This is a genomic window from Burkholderia cepacia ATCC 25416, assembly GCF_001411495.1.
GTDB lineage: Bacteria > Pseudomonadota > Gammaproteobacteria > Burkholderiales > Burkholderiaceae > Burkholderia > Burkholderia cepacia.
In genome coordinates this window covers 2,936,465-2,956,240 of the sequence record NZ_CP012981.1, presented here as the reverse complement: position 1 = coordinate 2,956,240, position 19,776 = coordinate 2,936,465, and the positions used below count along the sequence as shown (strand labels likewise).

Below are 19,776 nucleotides of genomic sequence, written 5' to 3'. Positions count from 1 at the left end.
GAATTGAAGATTTCGGAATTGCTTGGTGCAAGCCTGACTGCCGCGATCGTGGCAGGCTTGCTGATCGGCGTTTTGTCCGTCAAGGATTTCGGCGGTGTTTCGATCGTTTTTTCCGCTGCGGCTTTCAAGGTTGCATTTCCCGTGGCAATGCTGCTTTCGTATCCGGTCTATCGGGCCAGCACGCTGCTTCCTCGGAGGGCGGTATTGCCGATGCTGGTCATCGTGGGCGGTGTGGCTGGATCGACCGTTCTTGCGGTTCTGACACAGGCAGCATGGCCGGACATCGCAAGGAACGGAGAAATGGCCTTGCTGTATGCGGCAATCGGAATGATGTGTGCGGTTTCGGCGCTGGGGTATGTCGAGCGATCCGGGATTGCCGGCAGGCTGCGCAAATGGCTCAAAAGGCCGAATTGACGGCCATCCAGCATCTGTCTTGACGACGGGGCGTCGCGCCGTCGGCCGGTGGCGCCCGCGATAAAAAACGCCCGGCACCGACGTCGAGTCGGCCGGGCGTTTTGTCTGGCGGCGCTGCACGTCGATCGGCGCCGGTCGGTACGCGATTACGCGCCGAACGCCGCCTTCGCCAGCAGCCCGAGCGCGACGCACACGAGCACGGCCGCGAACCCGGCCTGCACGTGCCGTGCGGCGAGGTGCCTCGATGCGCCGCGACCGGCGGCCATGCCGAGCGCGGTCGCGACGGTGAACCACAGCGTCACGTCGAGCGGTGCGCGCGTGCCCGACACGAGCGTCGCGAACACGCCGCCGGTGCCGACCAGCGCGATCACCATCAGCGATGTCGCGACCACCCCATGCATCGACACGTTCGTGAACTTGCGCAGCATCGGCACGATCACGAAGCCGCCGCCGACGCCGAGCAGCCCCGTCATCAGGCCCGTCATCGCGCCGGTTGACGCCAGCGCCACACCGACCGGCCAGGACCACACGAGCCGGCCCGTATCGGGATTCACGCGGCCGACGCACAGCGGCGACGCGTCGGCGTCGACCGCCGCATGCCGCAGCGCCTGCCGCAACAGGCGGCCGGCGACGACCAGCATCGTCAGTGCGAACAGCGCGAGCAGCAGGCGCTGCGGCAACACGTGCGCGAGCCGTACGCCGAGCGTGGTCAGCGGCACGCCGGCCACCGCCATCAGCAGTGCCGCGCGATAGCGCACGAGCCCGCGGCGGAAGCCTTCGAGCGCGCCGAGCGCCGCGCTGCCGGCCACCGCGACGAGCGCGACAGGCGTGGCCTGCTGCATCGGCCAGCTCATGCCGACGACGAGCGCGGGCACCGCGAGGATGCCGCCGCCGGCGCCGGTCAGGCCGAGCACGGCGCCGACGAAACCGCCCAGTACGAGGGAAATCAGCATGACGTCATCGGGCTCCGGTCAACGCGCGATCGCGGGTTTCGCGAGCCATTCGCGGCCCTTGAGCATCGCCTTCCAGTAGAGCGGCGGCAGCACGCGTTCCTTGAGCAGCCACGCGAGCCGCGACGGGCGCTTGCCGTCGATCAGCCACGCGGGGAAGGTCGGCGCGACCTTGCCGCCGTACAGGAATTCGGCGAGCACGATCTTGCCGCGCTCGACGGTGAGCGGGCACGAGCCGTAGCCGTCGTATGCGGCGTCGCCGTGCGCGCGGCCGAGCGACACGAGCAGGTTGTGCGCGACGACGGGCGCCTGCTTGCGGGCGGCCGCGGCCGTTTTCGCATTGGTCGTGTTGGTGGCGTCGCCGAGCGCGTAGATGTTCGGGTACTGCCGGTGGCGCAGCGTCGCCGGATCGACGTCGATCCAGCCGACCGCATCGGCGAGCGGGCTCGACCGCACGAAATCGGGCGCCTTCTGCGGCGGCACGACGTGGATCATGTCGAACGAGCGCACCACGGTTTCCTTGCCGCCGTCGGGCAGCGCGCGCGCGAACGTCGCCCGGCGTGCCGGGCCGTCGATCGAGACGAGGTTGTGGCCGAACGACAACGCGATGTCGTAGCTTTTCACGTACTCCATCAGCGCGGGTACGTAGTCGGCGACGCCGAACAGCGCGCCGCCCGCATTCAGGAACTCGACGTTCGCGGCCTCGAGGCGGCCCGCGCGCCGCCAGTGGTCGCACGACAGGTACATCGCTTTCTGCGGTGCGCCTGCGCACTTGATCGGCATCGGCGGCTGCGTGAAGAGCGCGTTGCCGCCGCGGAACGCGCGCACGAGTTCCCACGTGTACGGCGCCAGGTCGTAACGGTAGTTGGACGTGACGCCGTTGCGGCCGAGCGTGTCGGCGAGGCCTTCGATCGCGTGCCAGTCGAGCTTGAGCCCCGGGCACACGACGAGCTTGCGATAGCCGATGCGGCGGCAGCCGTCGAGCACGACCGCGTGCGCGTCGGGCTCGAAGCCCGCGACGGCGGCCTGGATCCGGTGCACGCCGCGCGGCAGCACGTCGGTGATCCGGCGTGCGGTGGTCTCGGGGCGGAACACGCCCGCGCCGACCATCGTCCAGCCCGGCTGGTAGTAGTGGACGTCGGCCGGATCGATCACCGCGATGTCGAGCGACGCGTCGCGCGCGAGCAGGCTCGACGCGACCGCGATGCCGGCCGCGCCCGCGCCGACGATCACGATGTCGTGCCGCGCGTCGACGGCCGGTGCCGCCTGCTTGCCGCCTGGCACGACACGCGACGCGAGCGCGTGCAGGTCGTAGCCGGCCGCGGCGGCCGTCGCGACGATGTCGTTCAGCGGGCGCAGGCCGGCTTGCGACAACGCCCACAGCGTGGCCGAACGCATGCCGCTGCGGCAGTACGCGAGCACCGGGCCGTCGATCGACGCGACGAGTGCGCCGAATTGCGCGGCCTGGTCGTCGGTCACCTTGCCCGTATCGACCGGCAGGTAAAGCACGTCGATGCCGAGCGGCGCGGCGGCCGCGCGGATTTCGGTGACGGTCGGCTGGTCGGCGCCTTCGCCGTCGGGGCGATTGCAGATGATCGCGCTGATGCCGGCCGCGTGAAGCGCGGGCAGGTCGGCCGCCGCGATCTGCGGCGAGACCGACAGCGCGTCGGTCAGTTTGCGGATGGAGGTCATGTCGGGGGTCTCGGTTGAGGCGCCGGCGCTCAGATCGCGTCGAGCGGGATCTTCAGGTAGCGCACGCCGTTGTCTTCGGGCTCGGGCAGGTGGCCGGCGCGCATGTTGACCTGCACGGACGGCAGCATCAGCACGGGCATGGCGAGCGTGGCGTCGCGCGTGGTACGCATCGCGACGAAATCGTCCTCGGTCACGCCGTCCTTCACGTGCACGTTCGCGCGGCGCTGCTCGGCCACGGTCGTCACGAACTGCACGTCGCGGCCGCCCGGCTGGTAGTCGTGGCACAGGTACAGGCGCGTGTCGGGCGGCAGGCCGAGCACGCGCGCGATCGAGCGGTACAGCGTGCGCGCATCGCCGCCCGGGAAGTCGCAGCGGGCCGTGCCGTAGTCGGGCATGAACAGCGTGTCGCCGACGAATGCCGCGCGCTGCGTCGCGTCGTCGACGCAGTAGGTCATGCAGGCGGGTGTGTGGCCCGGCGTATGCAGTGCGCGGATCGTCAGCGTGCCGAGCGCGAGCGTGTCGCCGTCGTCGAGCAGCCGGTCGAACTGGCGGCCGTCCCGCGCGAAGCCGGGGCCCGCGTTGAACAGCGTGCCGAACACGTGCTGCACGCGGCGCACGTGCGAACCGATCGCGATCCGGCCGCCGACGTGTTCCTTCAGGTACGGCGCGGCCGACAGGTGGTCGGCGTGCACGTGGGTTTCCAGCAGCCAGTGCACGTCCGCGCCGAGTTCGGCGACGCGGGCGATCAGCCGGTCGGCGCTGGCGGTGCGCGTGCGCCCGGATGTCGGGTCGTAGTCGAGCACGCTGTCGATCAGCGCGCATGCGCGGCTCGCGGTATCGAGCACGAGATAGCTGACGGTGTGGGTCGCCGGGTCGAAAAAGCCTTCGACCGACAGCGTGGTGGCATCGCTCACGGGGTGTCCTTGATCGGGTTCTGCATCTGCAATCTCGATCTGTAACTCAAGAAGCGTGCCAGTCTGCGCCGGGGCACCGGCCGACCTGCCAGGGATTTGATTCGACTCGGGTTTTCGGCGCAGGAGCGGCGAAGCACGGGCGTCGCCGGCGTTCGGTTGCTGCTGCCGACTGCCACTTCTGGCAGTGTCGTGGCAGAATTGGCAGTCCGCCTGGCAGTGCACCTGCCAGTTCGTCAGGCATCTCCTTCACCGAGCGTCCGCATGAATCCGCACGACACCATCCCGATCGTCCCCGCGCCGCGCCCCGACGTCATGCCCGACGTGCGCGCGCTCGTCGCGTATCTCGAGCAGGATCCGCAGCCGATGATCGTCGTCGATCCCGATTACCGCATCCTCGCGGCGAACGATGCGTACCGACGCCAGTTCGGCGTCGCGGGCGTCGAGCACGTGGGCCGGCACTGCTTCCAGGTGTCGCATCACTACGACGTGCCGTGCGACCAGGCCGGCGAGCATTGCCCGATGAAGCAGGCGCTCGAGTCGCGCGGGCTGAATCGCGTGCTGCACATCCATCACACGCCGCGCGGCCCCGAACACGTCGACGTCGAATTGCGGCCGATCTTCGATGCGCACGGCAACGTGATCGCGTACGTCGAGCGGCTGACCACGGTGCGCAGCGCATCCGCGCAGCCGAGTGCGGAAGGGCTCGTCGGCGGCGCCGACGCGTTCAATGCGGCGCTCGGCGCACTGCAGCGCGTGGCGCCGTCGATGCTGCCGGTGCTGCTGCTCGGCGAATCGGGCACCGGCAAGGAATTGTTCGCCCGCGCGTTGCACGAGGCGAGCGATCGCGCGATGGGGCCGTTCGTCGTCGTCGATTGCTCGGGGATCGCCGAGACGCTGTTCGAGAGCGAACTGTTCGGTTACGAGAAGGGCGCGTTCACGGGCGCGAACCAGCGCAAGCCGGGCCTCGTCGAGACCGCGCAGGGCGGCACGCTGTTTCTCGACGAGATCGGCGACGTCCCGCTGCCGATGCAGGTGAAGCTGCTGCGCCTGATCGAGTCGGGCACGTTCCGCCGCGTCGGCGGCGTCGAGGCGCTGCGCGCGGACTTCCGGCTGGTCGCGGCGACGCACAAGCCGCTGCGCGAGATGATCGACGACGGCCGGTTCCGGCAGGATCTCTACTACCGGATCAACGCGTTTCCGATTCCGCTGCCGGCGTTGCGCGAGCGGCGCGGGGACGTCGCGCTGCTGGCCGAATCGATCCTGCGGCGAATCGCGAACGCGCGTGCCGGCGCGGGCGAGACGGGCGCACGGCCGTTTGTCCTGACCGAACGCGCGCGCGCGTGTCTCGATGCCTATGCGTGGCCGGGCAATATCCGCGAGCTGCGCAACGTGCTCGAACGCGCGTGCCTGTTCGCGGACGACGGGACGATCCGGGTCGAACACCTGCCGGCCGAGCTGGTCGCCGCATCGGCGGCGCCGCAGGACCGCGCGGCCGATGCGCGCGGCGTGTCGGACGCGGAGCTCGTGCGCATCGCGCGCACGTTCGACGGCACGCGCAAGGCGCTCGCCGAGCAGGTCGGGATGAGCGAGCGGACGTTGTACCGGCGGATGAAGGCGCTCGGGCTCGGGGCGCGCGAGCGCTGAACGGGCAGGCGGCTGGCAGAGGCACGCGGCTGTGTCGATAATGGCGCGTTCGATCCTGCTTTCACCTCGCCGATGAAGAGACGCTTCCTTTCGCCTTGCCTGTTTCTTGCCGCCACTGCGCTGTGCAACCTGGCGCAGGCCGCCACCGAATACACGTGGACCGATGCGGCCGGCGCACATGCGGTGACGCTCGCACGCACCGCGTCCGGCGACGACCTCGAGCTCAAGGTCGCCGCGACGCTCGACGGCCGGCCCGACTGGACCGTGCGCGACTACGTGAAGGCATGCCCGGTCGACGTGATTCTCGACGTCGTGCCCGCGTCGATCGAGATGCGCGACCTGCTCGGCAACGGCCGCAAGCAGTTTCTGTTCGCGTACAGGATCGGCTGCCGCGGCGACGTCAGCGCCGACCAGGTCAAGTACTTCCTGATCGACCAGGGCACGAAGTACGTGCTGCGCGGCGAGGAAACCGTCACGGTCAACGGTAAGTTCATGGACGGCGGCGCGGCGCCCGTGCCGAATGCGGACCTGAAAGCCCGACCCGCGTTTCTGCGCTACATGACGAAGCACTGGCACGCGATCAGCGCGCGCGACTACCGATAGGCGCGTGCCCGGCGATCGTGACGGCGCGTGCGACACGCGCCTGTTGGGGGTGAGTCGAACCTGTCGAACAATAAGAAATCATAGTGCAACGGCAATAAATTATCGTTTTACGATAATTTTAATCGTACAATCGACGCTCGTTCATTCGTCGTCGAGGACACGTCATGCATTCCGATCGCATCGCCCGTATCAGCCAGCAGATGGCCACCGTCACGCTGTGGTTCATCGTCGGCATGCTGGTGCTCAACGCCGCGTGCTGGGCGTTCCCGTCGCTGAACGCGGCGTCGGGGCCCGGCCTCGTATTCGGCCTCACCGATTCGGTGATCTCGAACCTGCGCGTGGATGTCGCCGCGTTCCCGTGGTGGCAGAAGGCGGTCGGCATCCTGCTGTCGAGCGTGCCGCTGATCGCGCTCGCGAACGGCCTGCGTCATCTGCGTGCGCTGTTCCGCACCTACGCGCGCCGCGACTATTTCTCCGCGCAGGCGGCCGGCCATCTCGGCAAGACGGGGCGTGCGATCGGGATGTGGGTGCTGCTGAGCCTGCTGTGCGAACCGCTCCTGAGCGTGTGGGCGACGCTGCGCGAACCGGTCGGCCATCGCGTGGTCAGCATCGGGTTCAGCCTGCCGTACGTGGTCGCGCTGTTCACCGCGGCCTGCATCGCGGTCATCGCGCACATCCTCCGGCAGGCGAGCGAACTCGATGCCGAACATCGGCAGTTCGTCTGAGGCGCGCCATGTCGATCGTGGTCAAGCTCGATGTGATGCTCGCGACGCGCAAGGTCCGCTCGAAGGATCTCGCGGCGGCGGTCGGCATCACCGAACAGAATCTGTCGCTGCTCAAGCAAGGGAAGGTCAAGGGCATCCGTTTCGCGACGCTCGAGGCGATCTGCCGTTATCTCGACTGCCAGCCCGGCGACCTGCTCGCGTTCAGCGATGACGGTGTCGGCGAGCCGGACTGACGCATCGCCATCGCGGCTTGCCGGCGTGGCGGGGCGGCGCCGGCCGCGCATCGTCGCGCTGGCTGTCGTCGCGTCCGTATCGATTCACCTGCTCGGATGGTTCGTGCTGCAGCGGACGTCGACGCTGGCCGGCCCGAACGCCGGGGCGCGGCCCCGGCTCGCGCTGCGCGTCGAACTGATTCCCGCGCGGCCGGTGCCCGCGGCGGGCACGCATGACGCCGGGCGAACCGGGCCCGCCGCGAGTGGGCGCGGTGCGGAGGGCGCCGTGTCATCGACGAAACGATCCGCCGCGGTTGCGGTGTCGCGCATGACGAAGCGGGCGTCTTCGAATACGGGGGGCGTTTCGCGTCGGCAAGGTGAAACGCCTGCCGGCGCAATCGTGACCCGACGTGAACCCCATTTCGAGAACGCACCAGGCCCCGATCTCGACTGGCGCCGCGATCTGGACGCGATCGGCTCGCGGCATGCGGCGGCGCGCAGTCCGGCGCAGGCGGCGGTCGGGGCATTGGGCGCGTCGTCCGGCGGCGTGGCCGCGCGCCGTGACACCGTCGATGCGAGGCTGGCCGACGGCATGTCGAATGCCCGCGCACCGACTGCCGGCACGCGTATTCACGCGCGGGCCTGCTGGCGTTGCCGATGCTCGCGCTGGATGCGGTGCGCGACACGGGCTGCAAATGGTGAAGCGGGCGGCACGCGGGAAACCCGCCTGCCGCCCGCACGTTCATGCGCTCAACGCGTTCAGCGCGCGGGCGCAAGCTGCGCCATCGCCTCCCGCACGAAACCGATCAGCGTGTCGTCGACCCACGTATCCTGCGTCAGTGCAGGCTCGTTCATCATCGCCGCGCGGAATTTCGCATGCGTGGCCGGATCGTGGCCGGCATAGCTGCAGAACAGCTCGAGCCAGCGCTGCGCGAGCGCGCGGCCTTCCGGCGAAGCAGGTCGGGCGCCCGCATCGATCGCGTCGCGCACGTCGCCCATCAGTTGCGGCCATTCCATCGCGCGTTCGCCGTAGTGCGCGCGCATGAAGCGGATCTCGTCCGGCGCGAGGTACTTCTCGAAGATCCGCATCTTGTTTTCGGACGATGCACGCAGCACATAGTCGCGCAGCGCGGTCGAAATGCCGATCTTCGACTGCATCGCCGGTTCTTGCTCGTGCATCAGGTTCAGCTTCGCCAGCAGCCGCGGGTCGTTGTTCGTGTCGCGCACGAGCAACTTCATCCAGCGATTGGCGAGCGCACGGGGGCGTTCGTCCTCGGCGGGTACGCCCGCGTCGTGCAGCGCGCGCACTTCGTCGACGAGTGCGATCCATTCGGCGTCGCCCGCCTGGCTTTTCTGGTACATCGGCAGGCGCGCGAGTTCTTCCTCGGAAAAATATTTGTCGTACACGGTCATCAACTCCAGTGTGGTGAGCCAATCGGCCAGCTCCGGCTCCGTGCCCGCGGCGAGCTGCGCATGCAGGCTCACGAGGCGCTCGCGCAGCTGCGCGGTCTGCGCGAGCTGACGGTCGAGCAGCGCGATCTGCTTCGCGACGAGATCGACGAGCGGAGTGCCGGGCCGGTTCAGGTGATCGCCGATTTCGGTGAGCGACAGGCCGAAGCGACGCAGCGCCTGGATCTGGTGGAGCCGGGCGATGTCGTGGCGGTCGTACAGCCGGTAGCCGTTGTCGGCGCGCGCCGAAGGCGTCAGCAGACCGATCGCGTGATAGTGATGAAGCGTGCGGACGGTCAGCCCGCTGCGTTTCGCCAGTTCTCCCACTTTCAGTCGCATTCGTTCCTCCGTTCGGTACGCACACTGGAGTCTCGAACGTTACGCTACGTGAGGGTCAAGCGGAAGATGGGGAGGCGTGCGCGCGGGGATTCCGCGCGCACGCGATGGCGGGCCGGCTTATTGCGGCGAAGGTGGCGTGTAGGTGGCGGCGGTATCGGCGCGCGCTTGCTGGCCGGTCGCGCCGTCGGCGGCTGTGTCGCTGACCTTGCCGGACGGCCCGCCCTTGTCGACCGGCGGCGTGCCCATCGCCTGGTAGAGCCGCGCGGTATCCGCGAACCGCGCGCCGGTCGCGCGGATCTCGTCGAGCCGTGCATTGCGATACTGCAGCTCGCTGGCGCGCGCGGCCGACGGCGGCAGCGCGCCGAGCCGCACGCGGGCCGCCGCGTCGTCGTACGCGCCGCGCGCGGACAGCGCGGCGCGCGACGACGCGTCGAGCGCTTCCGCATCGTGCTCGAGCGCCGCGAGCGAATCGGCGACGTTCTGGAACGCGCCGAGCACGGCCTGCTTGTACTGGTCGACGGCGGCCTCGTAAGTCGCCTTCGCCGCGCGGCGCTGGGCGAGCAGCGCGCCGCCATGGAAGATCGGCTGGCTCAGCGACGCGCCGACGTTCCAGATCGCGCCGGCGCCCGACAGCATCGCCGGCCAGCTGAAGCCGCCTTTGCCCATCGCGGCCGACAGCGACAGCTGCGGGAACATCTGCGCGGTCGCGAGGCCGACTTCGGCCGCGGCCGCCTTCAGCCCCGCGTCGGCGGCCTGGATGTCCGGGCGGCTTTGCAGCAGGTCCGACGGCACGACGACGGGCACCTGTTCGGGCAGGTGCAGATCGGCGAGCGTGAGATCGGCCGGCGGCCGGTCGGGCGTGCGGCCGACCAGCACCGCGAGCGCATGGCGGGCCGAGTCGCGCTGCTGGCGCAGCGCGGGCAGGCTCGCCGCGAACGTGTCGGCGCTTTGCCGCGCGTTCAGCGCGTCGCTGCGCGAGGCGGAACCGAGTGCGTAGCGGCGTTCGGCATCGTGCGCCTGGTCGTTGGCGAGGGCGACGAGCCGCTCGGTCGTGTCGATCTGCGCATTCAGCACCGACACCGTGATCGACGCGGTGACGATGTTCGCGGCCAGCGCGCGCCGCGCGGATTCGAGCTGGAACGCGCTGACGTCGACGCGTCGCGCCAGCGCGCGGTTCGCGAAACGCGACGCGCCGAACAGGTCGATCGTGTAGCTCGCCTGCAACTGGCCGACGAACGTGTCGTACAGCAGCGTCGGCGCGCCGAGCGCGGGAATCGGCACGCCGAGCGCGCGCTGGCGCGCGGCCTGGCCGCTCGCGTCGATCGACGGCAGCATCGAGCTGCCGATCTGCCCGCGCAGCTGTTCGCGTGCGGCATCCAGCGAGTGCGATGCCGCACTGAGCGTCGGGCTGTTGCGCAGCCCTTCGTCGACGAGCGCGTTCAGCGCATCGGAGCGGTACTGCTTCCACCAGTCGGGCACCGGCTGCGCGCCGACCTCGAACTGCTGCGCGACGCCTTGCGCGGACACGGTCTGCTGCACTTGCGGCGTGGTGCCGTAGTGCGCGGGCGAGGGCATCGCGGGCGGCTCGCCGCTCGGCGCGAACCAGGCGCAGCCCGCGAGCGGGCCGGCGAGGCTCGCCACGGCGAGTGCCCGCACGGCTTTCGTTTTCAGGTTCATCGATCGATCCATGGTCAGGCTCCCGACGGCGCGGCCGGCGCGGTGCCGCCGGACGGCGGGCCGTTCTGCGGGTCGCGTTCGTCGCGCTTCACGCGGAACCACGTCGCATACAGCGCGGGCAGGTAGAACAGCGTCAGCACGGTCGCGCTCGTGATGCCGCCCATCAGCGCGGTCGCCATCGGCCCGAAGAAGTTCGAGCGCAACAGCGGGATCAGCGCGAGCACGGCGGCCGCGGCCGTCAGCGTGATCGGGCGGAACCGCCGCACGGTCGCGCCGATGATCGCGTCGACGCGGCCGTGGCCGGCGGCGATGTCCTGTTCGATCTGGTCGACGAGGATCACCGAGTTGCGCATGATGATCCCGAACATCGCGATCACGCCGAGCATCGCGACGAAGCCGAACGGCTGGCCGAACATCAGCAGCGTGGCGACCACGCCGATCAGCCCGAGCGGCGCGGTCAGCACGACCATCAGCACGCGCGAGAAGCTCTGCAGCTGGATCATCAGCAGCGTGAACACCGCGATCGCCATCAGCGGCATCTGCGCATTGATCGATTTCTGCGCCTTCGCGCTTTCCTCGACCGAGCCGCCGATGTTGATCTGGTAGCCGACCGGCAACTGCGCGCGCAATGCGTTCAGCTTCGCGTCGACCGCATGCGTGACGTCGATGCCCTGCGCACCGGCGCGTACGTCCGACTGCACGGTGATGGTCGGCTGGCGGTCGCGCTCCCACACGACGCCGTATTCGAGCGTCGGCTTGAAGCGGCCGAGCGAGCCGAGCGGCACCGGGCCGTTCGGGGTCGGCAGCGCGAGGCCGGCGAGCTTCGCGGGGTCGACGCGATCGGCCTTCGGCGCGCGCAGGTCGACCGCGATCAGCTTGTCGCGTTCGCGGTACTGCGTGACGGTCGTGCCGGACAGCGTCATCGCGAGGAAGCTCGAGACGTCCTGCGACGTGACGTTCAGTTCGCGCGCCTTCTTCTGGTCGATCTCGAAGCGCACCGAGCGCTCGGCCGGCTCGTCCCAGTCGAACTGCACGTTGACCGTGCGCGCGTCGCCGCGCATCGTCGCCGCGACCTTCTCGGCGATCGAGCGGACCGTCGCGATGCTGTCGCCGCTCACGCGGAACTGCACCGGGTAGCCGACCGGCGGGCCGTTCTCGAGCCGCGACAGCCGCCAGCGCACGGCCGGGAACTGCTCGCGCAGCGTGGTTTCGAGCCAGGTCGCGAGCTTCTCGCGATCCTTCACCGATTTCGCGGTGATCACGAACTGCGCGAAGTTCGGCAACTGAAGCTGCTGGTCGAGCGGCAGGTAGAAGCGCGGCGCGCCGCTGCCGACGAAGCTCACCGAATGATCGATCTCGGGGCGCTTGTCGATCACTTTCTCGAGGCGCTCGGTCTCGCGCAGCGTCGCCGCGAACGACGCGCCTTCGGGCAGCCGCAGGTCGACGAGCAGCTCGGGGCGATCGGAACTCGGGAAGAACTGCTGCGGCACGAGCGAAAAGCCCATCATTGCCACGACGAACAGGGCGCCCGTGATCAGCAGCACGACGAAGCGCCGCTCGATGCACCAGTCGATCCAGCCGCGCAGGCGGCGGTAGAAGCGCGTGTCGTAGATGTCGTGCTCGTGATCGTCGGGCAGGTGCGCCTCGTGCGCGTGCCGCTTGCGCTCGGGCAGCATGTGGTAGCCGAGCAGCGGAATCAGCACGACGGCCGCGAACCACGACGCGATCAGCGCGATGGCCGACACCTCGAAGATCGAGCGCGTGTATTCGCCGGTGCTCGATTTCGCGAGCGCGATCGGCAGGAAGCCCGACACGGTGACGAGCGTGCCGGTCAGCATCGGGAACGCGGTGCTCGTATAGGCGAACGCGGCGGCGCGTGCGCGGGTGTAGCCCTGTTCGAGCTTCACGGCCATCATCTCGACCGCGATGATCGCGTCGTCGACGAGCAGCCCGAGCGCGAGCACGAGCGTGCCGAGCGACACCTTGTGCAGCCCGATGTCGAACAGGTACATGAAGAGGGCGGTGACCGCGAGCACGACCGGAATCGAGATCACGACCACCATCCCGGTGCGCAGGCCGAGCGACACGAGGCTCACGACCAGCACGATCGCGACCGCTTCGGCGACGGCTTCGAGGAAATCGTCGACCGAATGCGCGACCGCGTGCGGCATGCTCGACACCTCGACCAGCTTGAGGCCGGCCGGCAGTTGCGCCTGCAGGTCCTTCGATTCGGCGTCGAGCGCCTTGCCGAGCCGGATCACGTCGCCGCCCGGCTGCATCGTCACGCCGATGCCGAGCACGGCCTTGCCGGCCGCGCCTGAGCCGCCCGCGCGCATCTGCGTGACGACCGGGTCGTCGTAGCCGCGCTTCACGGTCGCGAGGTCGCCGAGCCGGAACGTGCGGCCGTTGATGCGGATCAGCGTATCGGCGATCGCATCGACGTTGTCGAACTGGCCGCTCGGGCGCACGAACACGCGATCGTCGGCGGTCGTCAGCACGCCGGCCGACGAGATGTCGTTCTGCGCGTTGATGGCCTGGCCGAGCTGCTGCGGCGAGATGCCGAGGCGCGTGAGCTGCGCGTTGTTCACCTCGATGAAGATGCGCTGGTCGGGGTCGCCGAAATAGTCGACCTTGCCGACGCCCGGCACGCGCAGCAGCACGGTGCGCAACTGATCGGCGTAGTCGTGCAGTTGCGCGGGCGTGAAGCCGTCGCCCTCGAGCGTCCAGATATTCGTGTAGACGTCGCCGAATTCGTCGTTGAAGAACGGGCCCTGCACGCCGGGCGGCAGCGTATAGCCGATGTCGCCGACCTTCTTGCGGATCTGGTACCAGGTCTCGGGCACGTCCTTCACGGGCGCCGAATCCTTCATCGTGAAGAAGATCAGCGATTCGCCGGGGCGCGAATAGCTGCGCAGGAAGTCGATGGCCGGCGTTTCCTGCAGCTTGCGGCCGATCCGGTCGGTCACCTGTTCCTGCACCTGCCGCGCGGTCGCGCCGGGCCAGAACGTGCGGATCACCATCACGCGGAACGTGAACGGCGGGTCTTCGGACTGCGCGAGCCGCGTGTACGCGAGGATGCCCGCGAGCGTCGCGAGCGCGATCAGGTAGACGACCAGCGCCTGGTGGCGCAGCGCCCACGCGGAGAGATTGAAGCGGCCTTCTTCGTACGAAACGCTCACGATGCGAAGTCCTCCGGATGCAGCGGCGCGATCGCGCGTACCTTCTCGCCCGCGCTGACCGTGTGCACGCCCTGCAACACGACGCGCTCGCCGGGCTGCAGCCCGTGCGACACCGTCACCGTGCGCTCGTTGAAGCGCGCGACGTCGACGCGGCGCAGCTCGAGCGTGTCGTCCTTCGTGCGCACGACCCACACGGCCGGCTGCGCGCCGTCGTGGAACAGCGCGGTCGCGGGCAGCGTGATCGACGGCGCGTCGCCGGCGGCCGGTGCGCCGTCGAACGCGACGCTGGCCGTCATCCCGAGCCGGATCGCCGGATCGGGCGCGGCGAGCGTGAGCTTCACGCGATACGTGCGGCTTTGCGGATCGGCGGCCGGCGCGATTTCGCGCACCTTCGCCGCGAACTGGCGACCGGGCAGCGACGGCAGCGTGACGCTGGCCGCGTGGCCGGGCGTGAGCGATGCAAGCGCGGCTTCGGGCACGTCGCTGACGACGTCGACGTCGCCGGACCACGCGAGCTGGTAGACGGGCTGGCCGGCCGACACGTTCTGGCCGGTGTCGGCCTGTTCGGCGGTGATGTAGCCCGCGTGATCGGCGACGAGCGTCGCGTAGCGAAGCTGGTTCCGGGCGAGCGCGAGCTGCTGCTGCGCCTGGTCGCGCTGCGCGAGTGCCGACGTATAGCTGTTCTCGGTCTGTTCGAGCTGGGCGGTCGCGATCAGGTTTTCGCGCGCCTGTGCGCGGTCGCGGTCGAGCTGCTGCTTCGCGAACGCGAGGCTGTGCGTCGCGGCGTCGAGTTGCGCCTGTGCGCTCGCGGCGTTCTTCTCGACGTCGGACGGATCGAGCAGCGCGACGACCTGGCCGACCTTGACCGTATCGCCGAGGCGCACCTTGCGCTCGATGATCTTGCCGGCGATGCGGAACGACAGAGGGGTGGCATAACGCGGCTGGATCTCGCCGGGGAGCGTGCGGGCGACCGCGGCGTCGTCGGCATGGGCGGGCAGTGCGACGACGGGGCGCGGGGCGGGCGGCGCGGATTCTTTTGGATGACAGGCGGCGAGGACGAGCGCGGTGCCGATCAGCAGCACGGCGCGGGAACCGGAGCGATTCACGAAACCCCCAAGTGAGGTGAGAGCGAGAGCGGAACGAAGCCGGCAAGCGCGGCGCGCGCTTGCCCCGAGCGGCGCCGACAGGGGCGCGCGGACAGCATTTTCAGAAACTGTGGCGAATTCTAATACACACCTGTATCTGAGTGCAAAGATGAATTTGAAAGGGAATCGATGCTAGACTGCGCGCCATGAAACCACAGCGCTTAACCCGCGAGCAGAGCAGGGATCAGACGCGCGAACGTCTGCTGAATGCCGCGCATCGCATTTTTCTGAAGAAAGGTTTTGTGGCCGCGAGCGTCGAGGACATCGCGGCCGCGGCCGGCTATACGCGCGGCGCGTTCTACTCGAATTTCCGCAGCAAGTCGGAACTCCTGCTGGAGTTGCTGGAGCGCAACCATGCGCAGGTGCAGGCCGATTTCCAGGCGATCTTCGACGAGGGCGGGTCGCGCGAACAGATGGAATCGATGACGCTCGCGCATTACCGCACGCTGTTCGCCGACGACGAATTCTCGTTGCTGTGGGGCGAGGCGAAGCTGCAGGCCGCGCGCGATGCGAAGTTCCGCGTGCGCTTCAACCAGTTCCTGCACGCCAAGCGCGTGCAGATGGCCGAATTCATCCGGCGCTTCTCCGAGCGCTCCGGCACGCCGCTGCTGTTGCCGGCGGAGACGCTCGCGTTCGGGCTGATGTGCCTGTGCGACGGCGTGCAGTCGTATTACGCGGCCGATCCGCAGCACGTGCCGGCCGAGGTGGCCGAGTCGGTGCTCGCGGGATTCTTCGCGCGTGTCGTGCTCGGGCGTGCGCCGGACTGACGCGGCAGCGGATTCGTCGTGCCGCGTGCGATGCGCGGCAAAGGCGGGGTGCGATGAAGCATGCGGCATGCGCCGCGCCTCATCGCGTCGTGCGAATCAGCGCTCCCCGGTCATCCGCCGGTACGCGTCGAGCAGGGACGTCTTGTAGACGACGCCCGCGAGCGTCGGCTCGGTTTCGCTTTCGATCACCGGCAGGCGTTCGCCCTGGAACGCCATGAAGCGTTCGAGCGCGGTGGCGAGCGGCATGTCGGGCGTGAGGAGCGGAAACGGCGTGTGCGCGTAATGCGCGGCCGTCTTGTCGGTCGTGTCGCGCTTGTCGAGCAGGTCCGACGTGATGTCCTTCAGCGCGACCGCGCCGCGAAAGCGCCCGGCATCATCGGTGACGTACAGGTACTTCACCGGATATTCGAGAAACACGCGCGTCATGTCGGCGACGCTCGCCGTGAGCGGCACGACCGTCTGCGCGGGCTGGATCAGCTCGCGCATCTGCGTGGTGCGCAGGCGCAGCTTCTCCTGCGCGTCCTGGTAATGGTGCTGCGTGATTTCGTACATCGACGTCGTGCCGGTCGCGCGCGCGACGAAATACGCGAATACGCACGACACCAGCAGCGGCAACACGACCTGATAGCTCAGCGTCATCTCGAAGATCATCAGGATCGCCATCAGCGGCGCCTGCGTGGCGCCCGCCATGAACGCGCCCATCCCGACGATCGCGTACGCGAAGTAAGCCGACGTATGGCCGGGCCACAGCGCTTCCATCGCGAGCCCGAACAGCGAACCGAACACCGCGCCGACGAACAGCGTCGGCGTGAACACGCCGCCGATCGCACCCGAGCCGACCGTGGCGGAGGTTGCGATGACCTTGAACACGAGCACCGCGACCAGCGCTTGCCAGGTCCACGGCGAATGCAGGATCTGGTTGACGACGCTATAGCCGTTGCCCCATACGTCGGGCGTCCACACCGAGATCACGCCGACGACGAGACCGCCGAGCGCGAGCCGCACCGGCAGCGGCACCGGCAGCCGCTTGAAATGGTGCTTCGACGCGTCGAGCAGGTGCAGGAACTGCGGCGCGAGCACGCCGCACAGCGCGCCGAGCACGACGAACAGCAGCACCTCGGGGCCGGTGACGGCCGGAAACACCGGCATCTCGTACGGCGGCCGATAACCGGCGAATTCGCGCATCACGATGTTCGCGACGACCGACGCGACGACCATCGGGCCGAAGCTCTCCATCGCGATCGTGCCGAGCACGATTTCCGACACGAAGAATGCGCCGGCGATCGGCGCGTTGTAGGCGGACGTGATGCCGGCGGCCGCCCCGCAGGCGACCAGCAGGCGCAGGCGCGGCGGGTCGAAGTGCACGAAGCGGCCGACGAGCGACGCGGCGAGCGCCGCGAGCTGCACCATCGGGCCTTCGCGGCCGATCGAGCCGCCGCTGCCGATCGTCAGCAGCGACGACACGCTGCGCCACAGGCTCTGGCGTACCGGCACGACCCCGTTGCCGAGCGCGACCGATTCCATGTAGTCGGTATTGCCCGCCTTCTTGTCGCCGCGCGTCGCAAGCAGCAGCACGCAGCCGGCGAGGAAGCCGCCCGCGGCCGGCATCCAGAATCGCACGTACCACGGCAGGCGCTTCGCCATCTGCACGAAGCTGCCGCTTTGTCCGGAGATCAGGTGCTGCATCAGGTCGATGCCTTCGCGGAACGCCATCGTCGCAAAGGCGCCGCCGACGCCGACGATGGCCGACCAGATCAGCATCGTATGGGCGTCCGACAGGCGGAACAGCGTTTGGGCGCGAGTGCGCAGCTTCAGCAGGAACGAGAGCACGGCTGAAAGAGGGCGATGGAAAACGACGCGAAGCATAGCACTGCGCCGCGCCCGCGGGACCTTCCCGGCGGGCGCGGCGCGCGACGTGTCACTGGCGGGCAACTCAGCCAAGCCAGTGCTGCACGGCCCAGGTGATCCCGTAGCCGCCGGCGATCAGCCACACGTACAGGATCAGGCCGGTCATCAGCGCGCGCGGGCCGGCCGCCCGGATCTGCGCCACGCGGGTTTCGATGCCGAGCGCGGTCATGGCCATCGTCAGTGCGAAAGTGTCGAGCACGTTCAGCGTGTGCGTGACGTCCGTCGGCAGCACGTTCAGCGAGTTGACGATCACGAAGCCGAGGAACCCGAGCGCGAACCAGGGCACGGCCACCTTGCGCTTGCCTTGCGCGCCGCCGGCGGTGGCGCGGGCCGAGCGGGCGAGCCACCAGCCGAGCACCAGCAACACCGGCACCAGCAGCATCACGCGCGTCATCTTGACGATCGTCGCGATGTGCGCGACCTGCGGGCTGATGTCGCTCGCCGCGCCGACCACCTGCGCGACCTCGTGGATCGTGCCGCCGAAGAACAGGCCCAGGCCGGCCGGGTCGAGGTTCAGCAGACCGGCGTGATAGGCGATCGGGTACAGGAACATCGACAGCGTGCCGAACAGCACGACGCTGCCCACGGCCATCGCGCTCTGGTGCGGCTTCGACTGCAGCGTCGACTCGAACGCGAGCACGGCGGCCGCGCCGCAGATCGCGCTGCCGGCGGCGGTCAGCAGCGCGGAATCGCGGTCGAGCTTCATCAGCTTCATGCCGGCCCAGGTGCCGATCGCGAGCGTGCTGACGACGACGAGGACCGACACCGTGAGGCCCGGCAGCCCGACCTGCGCGATTTCCTGCAGGCTCACGCGCAACCCGAAGAACGCGACCGCGATGCGCAGCAGCTTGCGCGCGGAGAAGTTGACGCCGGCCGCCCAGCTCGCCGGCATGCCGTCGCGCAGCGCGTTGCCGTACAGCGCACCGGCGACGATGCCGACGATCAGCGGCGACAGGCCGAGCCCCGCGATCGCGGGAAGCTGGGACAGGCTCGTGACGGCGGCGGCGAACAGCGCGACGAACAGCACGCCGTTCAACTGGCCGCGCATCGACGGCGCGGCGGGGCTGAGATGGGGAATCGGGGCAGTGGACATGGAAGCACCGTGATGGAGCGTGTTGCGATGCTGTAATCCTAATTTTGTTATATCGATATGAAAAATTGTGATTTGTGACGTAAACTATCCGGAAAGCCGATAATTTATCCCCATGACCCCGGATCAACTGATAACGTTCGCAGCCGTCGCCGAACACCTGAACATCAGCCACGCCGCCGTGGCGCTGCATCTGTCGCAGCCGGCCGTGTCGGGCCAGTTGCGGCTGCTGCAGGACGAATTCGGCGAGCCGCTGTACCAGCGCGAAGGCCGCGGCATCCGCCTGACCCCGATCGGCGAACAGCTCGCGCAGTACGCGAAAGCGCAGCGCGACACGTTCGCGCAGGCGCGCGCGTTTCGCGACGCGGTGCGCGGCCTGGAAGCCGGCACGCTGCGCATCGGCGCGAGCACGACACCCGCGAGCTACCTGTTGCCTTACCTGATCGCGGCGTTCCAGCCGCGCGCTCCGCGCGTGGCGATCCACACGATGAGCGGCAACACGGCCGACGTGGTCGCGGCGCTGCCGTCGCTCGACATCGCGATGATCGAAGGGCCGCCCGGCGAGGCGCTGCCGCCGGGCACCGCGGTGCACGCGTGGCGCGAGGACGAGATCGTGGCGATCGTGCCGACCGGGCATCCGCTGGCCGCGCCCGAATACGCGCCGGGCGTCACGCTCGACGCGCTGGCGGCCCATCCGCTCGTCCTGCGCGAGGCGGGCTCCGCCGTGCGGCAACTCGTCGAGCGCGCGTTCGCGCAAGGCGCGGCGCCGATGCGTGTCGCATTCGAGATCGCGGGTGTCGAGGCCGTGAAGGAAGCCGTGCGTGCCGGGATGGGCGTCGGGTTCGTGTCCGCGATGTCGCTGCGTCATGACGATGCCGCGCTCGTCCTGCGCTCGCTCGCGCCCGCGCCGCTCACGCGTCATTTCTCCATCCTCGTGCCGCACGGCGGCGCGCCGTCGCGGGTCGCCGCACAATTCCTCGAAATGAGCCTCGCGCACGATATCGCCTGAACCTCGCCGGAACGGCCGAAGCCGGCCCGGGCATGCGTGATGCGTACCGTCGGAACGTG

At 69.0% G+C, this 19,776-nt stretch carries 16 protein-coding genes; 7 read left to right on the top strand and 9 right to left on the bottom strand.

All coding sequences use genetic code 11. The features are described 5' to 3' along the window. The first annotated feature begins 3 nt into the window (after positions 1-3). Positions 4-414: a hypothetical protein gene (locus APZ15_RS13615; RefSeq protein ID WP_027787301.1), complete on the top strand. Its 411-nt coding sequence runs from the start codon at positions 4-6 to the stop codon at positions 412-414. 146 nt (positions 415-560) lie between these two features. On the opposite strand, the gene APZ15_RS13610 is transcribed toward APZ15_RS13615, so the two are convergent. Genes APZ15_RS13610 through APZ15_RS13600 form a run of 3 tightly spaced genes read right to left on the bottom strand, consistent with a single transcriptional unit; the run spans position 561 to position 3,970 of the window. Then, positions 561-1,367 carry a sulfite exporter TauE/SafE family protein gene (locus tag APZ15_RS13610; RefSeq protein WP_027787302.1) on the bottom strand — a complete coding sequence of 269 codons (807 nt, stop codon included), beginning with the start codon at positions 1,365-1,367 and terminating at the stop codon, positions 561-563. Between the two features lie 18 nt (positions 1,368-1,385). After that, the gene (locus APZ15_RS13605; RefSeq protein ID WP_027787303.1) at positions 1,386-3,056 is read right to left on the bottom strand and encodes a bifunctional protein tyrosine phosphatase family protein/NAD(P)/FAD-dependent oxidoreductase; all 1,671 of its coding nucleotides are present in this window, start codon (positions 3,054-3,056) and stop codon (positions 1,386-1,388) included. A 29-nt stretch (positions 3,057-3,085) separates the two neighbouring features. Next, positions 3,086-3,970 carry an MBL fold metallo-hydrolase gene (locus tag APZ15_RS13600; RefSeq protein WP_027787304.1) on the bottom strand — a complete coding sequence of 295 codons (885 nt, stop codon included), beginning with the start codon at positions 3,968-3,970 and terminating at the stop codon, positions 3,086-3,088. A 261-nt stretch (positions 3,971-4,231) separates the two neighbouring features. Between APZ15_RS13600 and APZ15_RS13595 the strand changes: the two genes are divergently transcribed. The 4 genes from APZ15_RS13595 (at position 4,232) to APZ15_RS13580 (ending at position 7,175) form a co-directional block, all read left to right on the top strand. After that, positions 4,232-5,614: a sigma-54 interaction domain-containing protein gene (locus APZ15_RS13595; protein WP_027787305.1), complete on the top strand. Its 1,383-nt coding sequence runs from the start codon at positions 4,232-4,234 to the stop codon at positions 5,612-5,614. Between the two features lie 72 nt (positions 5,615-5,686). Beyond that, positions 5,687-6,217 (top strand): M949_RS01915 family surface polysaccharide biosynthesis protein, encoded by a 531-nt coding sequence (locus tag APZ15_RS13590; protein ID WP_027787306.1) that lies wholly within the window; start codon positions 5,687-5,689, stop codon positions 6,215-6,217. A gap of 164 nt (positions 6,218-6,381) precedes the next feature. Then, complete coding sequence (locus APZ15_RS13585) at positions 6,382-6,942, top strand: DUF2975 domain-containing protein (protein WP_027787307.1); 561 nt, start codon at positions 6,382-6,384, stop codon at positions 6,940-6,942. An 8-nt stretch (positions 6,943-6,950) separates the two neighbouring features. Next, positions 6,951-7,175, top strand: coding sequence for a helix-turn-helix domain-containing protein (locus tag APZ15_RS13580; protein ID WP_027787308.1), 225 nt, complete (start codon positions 6,951-6,953; stop codon positions 7,173-7,175). A gap of 738 nt (positions 7,176-7,913) precedes the next feature. On the opposite strand, the gene APZ15_RS13570 is transcribed toward APZ15_RS13580, so the two are convergent. The 4 genes from APZ15_RS13570 to APZ15_RS13555 form a co-directional block, all read right to left on the bottom strand. After that, positions 7,914-8,942: a MerR family transcriptional regulator gene (locus APZ15_RS13570; RefSeq protein ID WP_027787310.1), complete on the bottom strand. Its 1,029-nt coding sequence runs from the start codon at positions 8,940-8,942 to the stop codon at positions 7,914-7,916. A 117-nt stretch (positions 8,943-9,059) separates the two neighbouring features. Continuing rightward, entirely contained in the window at positions 9,060-10,631 is a 1,572-nt protein-coding gene (locus APZ15_RS13565; protein WP_057056462.1) for an efflux transporter outer membrane subunit, read from the bottom strand. Between the two features lie 2 nt (positions 10,632-10,633). Continuing rightward, positions 10,634-13,798 carry an efflux RND transporter permease subunit gene (locus APZ15_RS13560; RefSeq protein WP_027787311.1) on the bottom strand — a complete coding sequence of 1,055 codons (3,165 nt, stop codon included), beginning with the start codon at positions 13,796-13,798 and terminating at the stop codon, positions 10,634-10,636. Further along, positions 13,795-14,904 (bottom strand): efflux RND transporter periplasmic adaptor subunit, encoded by a 1,110-nt coding sequence (locus tag APZ15_RS13555; protein WP_027787312.1) that lies wholly within the window; start codon positions 14,902-14,904, stop codon positions 13,795-13,797. Before APZ15_RS13555 ends, APZ15_RS13560 begins: the two co-directional genes overlap by 4 nt. Positions 14,905-15,089: 185 nt before the next feature. Here APZ15_RS13555 and APZ15_RS13550 point away from each other — a divergent pair, with 185 nt between their 5' ends. Then, positions 15,090-15,710 (top strand): TetR/AcrR family transcriptional regulator, encoded by a 621-nt coding sequence (locus APZ15_RS13550; protein ID WP_027787313.1) that lies wholly within the window; start codon positions 15,090-15,092, stop codon positions 15,708-15,710. Between the two features lie 96 nt (positions 15,711-15,806). Here APZ15_RS13550 and APZ15_RS13545 read toward each other — a convergent pair whose 3' ends face one another. Beyond that, positions 15,807-17,540, bottom strand: a complete 1,734-nt coding sequence (locus tag APZ15_RS13545; RefSeq protein WP_027787314.1) for a ClcB-like voltage-gated chloride channel protein — start codon at positions 17,538-17,540, stop codon at positions 15,807-15,809. A gap of 103 nt (positions 17,541-17,643) precedes the next feature. Further along, complete coding sequence (locus APZ15_RS13540; RefSeq protein ID WP_027787315.1) at positions 17,644-18,711, bottom strand: YeiH family protein; 1,068 nt, start codon at positions 18,709-18,711, stop codon at positions 17,644-17,646. A gap of 112 nt (positions 18,712-18,823) precedes the next feature. Between APZ15_RS13540 and APZ15_RS13535 the strand changes: the two genes are divergently transcribed. Next, entirely contained in the window at positions 18,824-19,717 is an 894-nt protein-coding gene (locus APZ15_RS13535) for a LysR family transcriptional regulator (RefSeq protein WP_027787316.1), read from the top strand. The last annotated feature ends 59 nt before the right edge of the window (positions 19,718-19,776 follow it).

Coding starts and splice junctions, on each gene's coding strand:
- APZ15_RS13610 (WP_027787302.1), bottom strand. CDS start 1,367: ATGCTGATTTCCCTCGTACTGGGCGGTTTCGTCGGCGCCGTGCTCGGC.
- APZ15_RS13605 (WP_027787303.1), bottom strand. CDS start 3,056: ATGACCTCCATCCGCAAACTGACCGACGCGCTGTCGGTCTCGCCGCAG.
- APZ15_RS13595 (WP_027787305.1), top strand. CDS start 4,232: ATGAATCCGCACGACACCATCCCGATCGTCCCCGCGCCGCGCCCCGAC.
- APZ15_RS13590 (WP_027787306.1), top strand. CDS start 5,687: ATGAAGAGACGCTTCCTTTCGCCTTGCCTGTTTCTTGCCGCCACTGCG.
- APZ15_RS13585 (WP_027787307.1), top strand. CDS start 6,382: ATGCATTCCGATCGCATCGCCCGTATCAGCCAGCAGATGGCCACCGTC.
- APZ15_RS13580 (WP_027787308.1), top strand. CDS start 6,951: ATGTCGATCGTGGTCAAGCTCGATGTGATGCTCGCGACGCGCAAGGTC.
- APZ15_RS13570 (WP_027787310.1), bottom strand. CDS start 8,942: ATGCGACTGAAAGTGGGAGAACTGGCGAAACGCAGCGGGCTGACCGTC.
- APZ15_RS13565 (WP_057056462.1), bottom strand. CDS start 10,631: ATGGATCGATCGATGAACCTGAAAACGAAAGCCGTGCGGGCACTCGCC.
- APZ15_RS13550 (WP_027787313.1), top strand. CDS start 15,090: ATGAAACCACAGCGCTTAACCCGCGAGCAGAGCAGGGATCAGACGCGC.
- APZ15_RS13540 (WP_027787315.1), bottom strand. CDS start 18,711: ATGTCCACTGCCCCGATTCCCCATCTCAGCCCCGCCGCGCCGTCGATG.
- APZ15_RS13535 (WP_027787316.1), top strand. CDS start 18,824: ATGACCCCGGATCAACTGATAACGTTCGCAGCCGTCGCCGAACACCTG.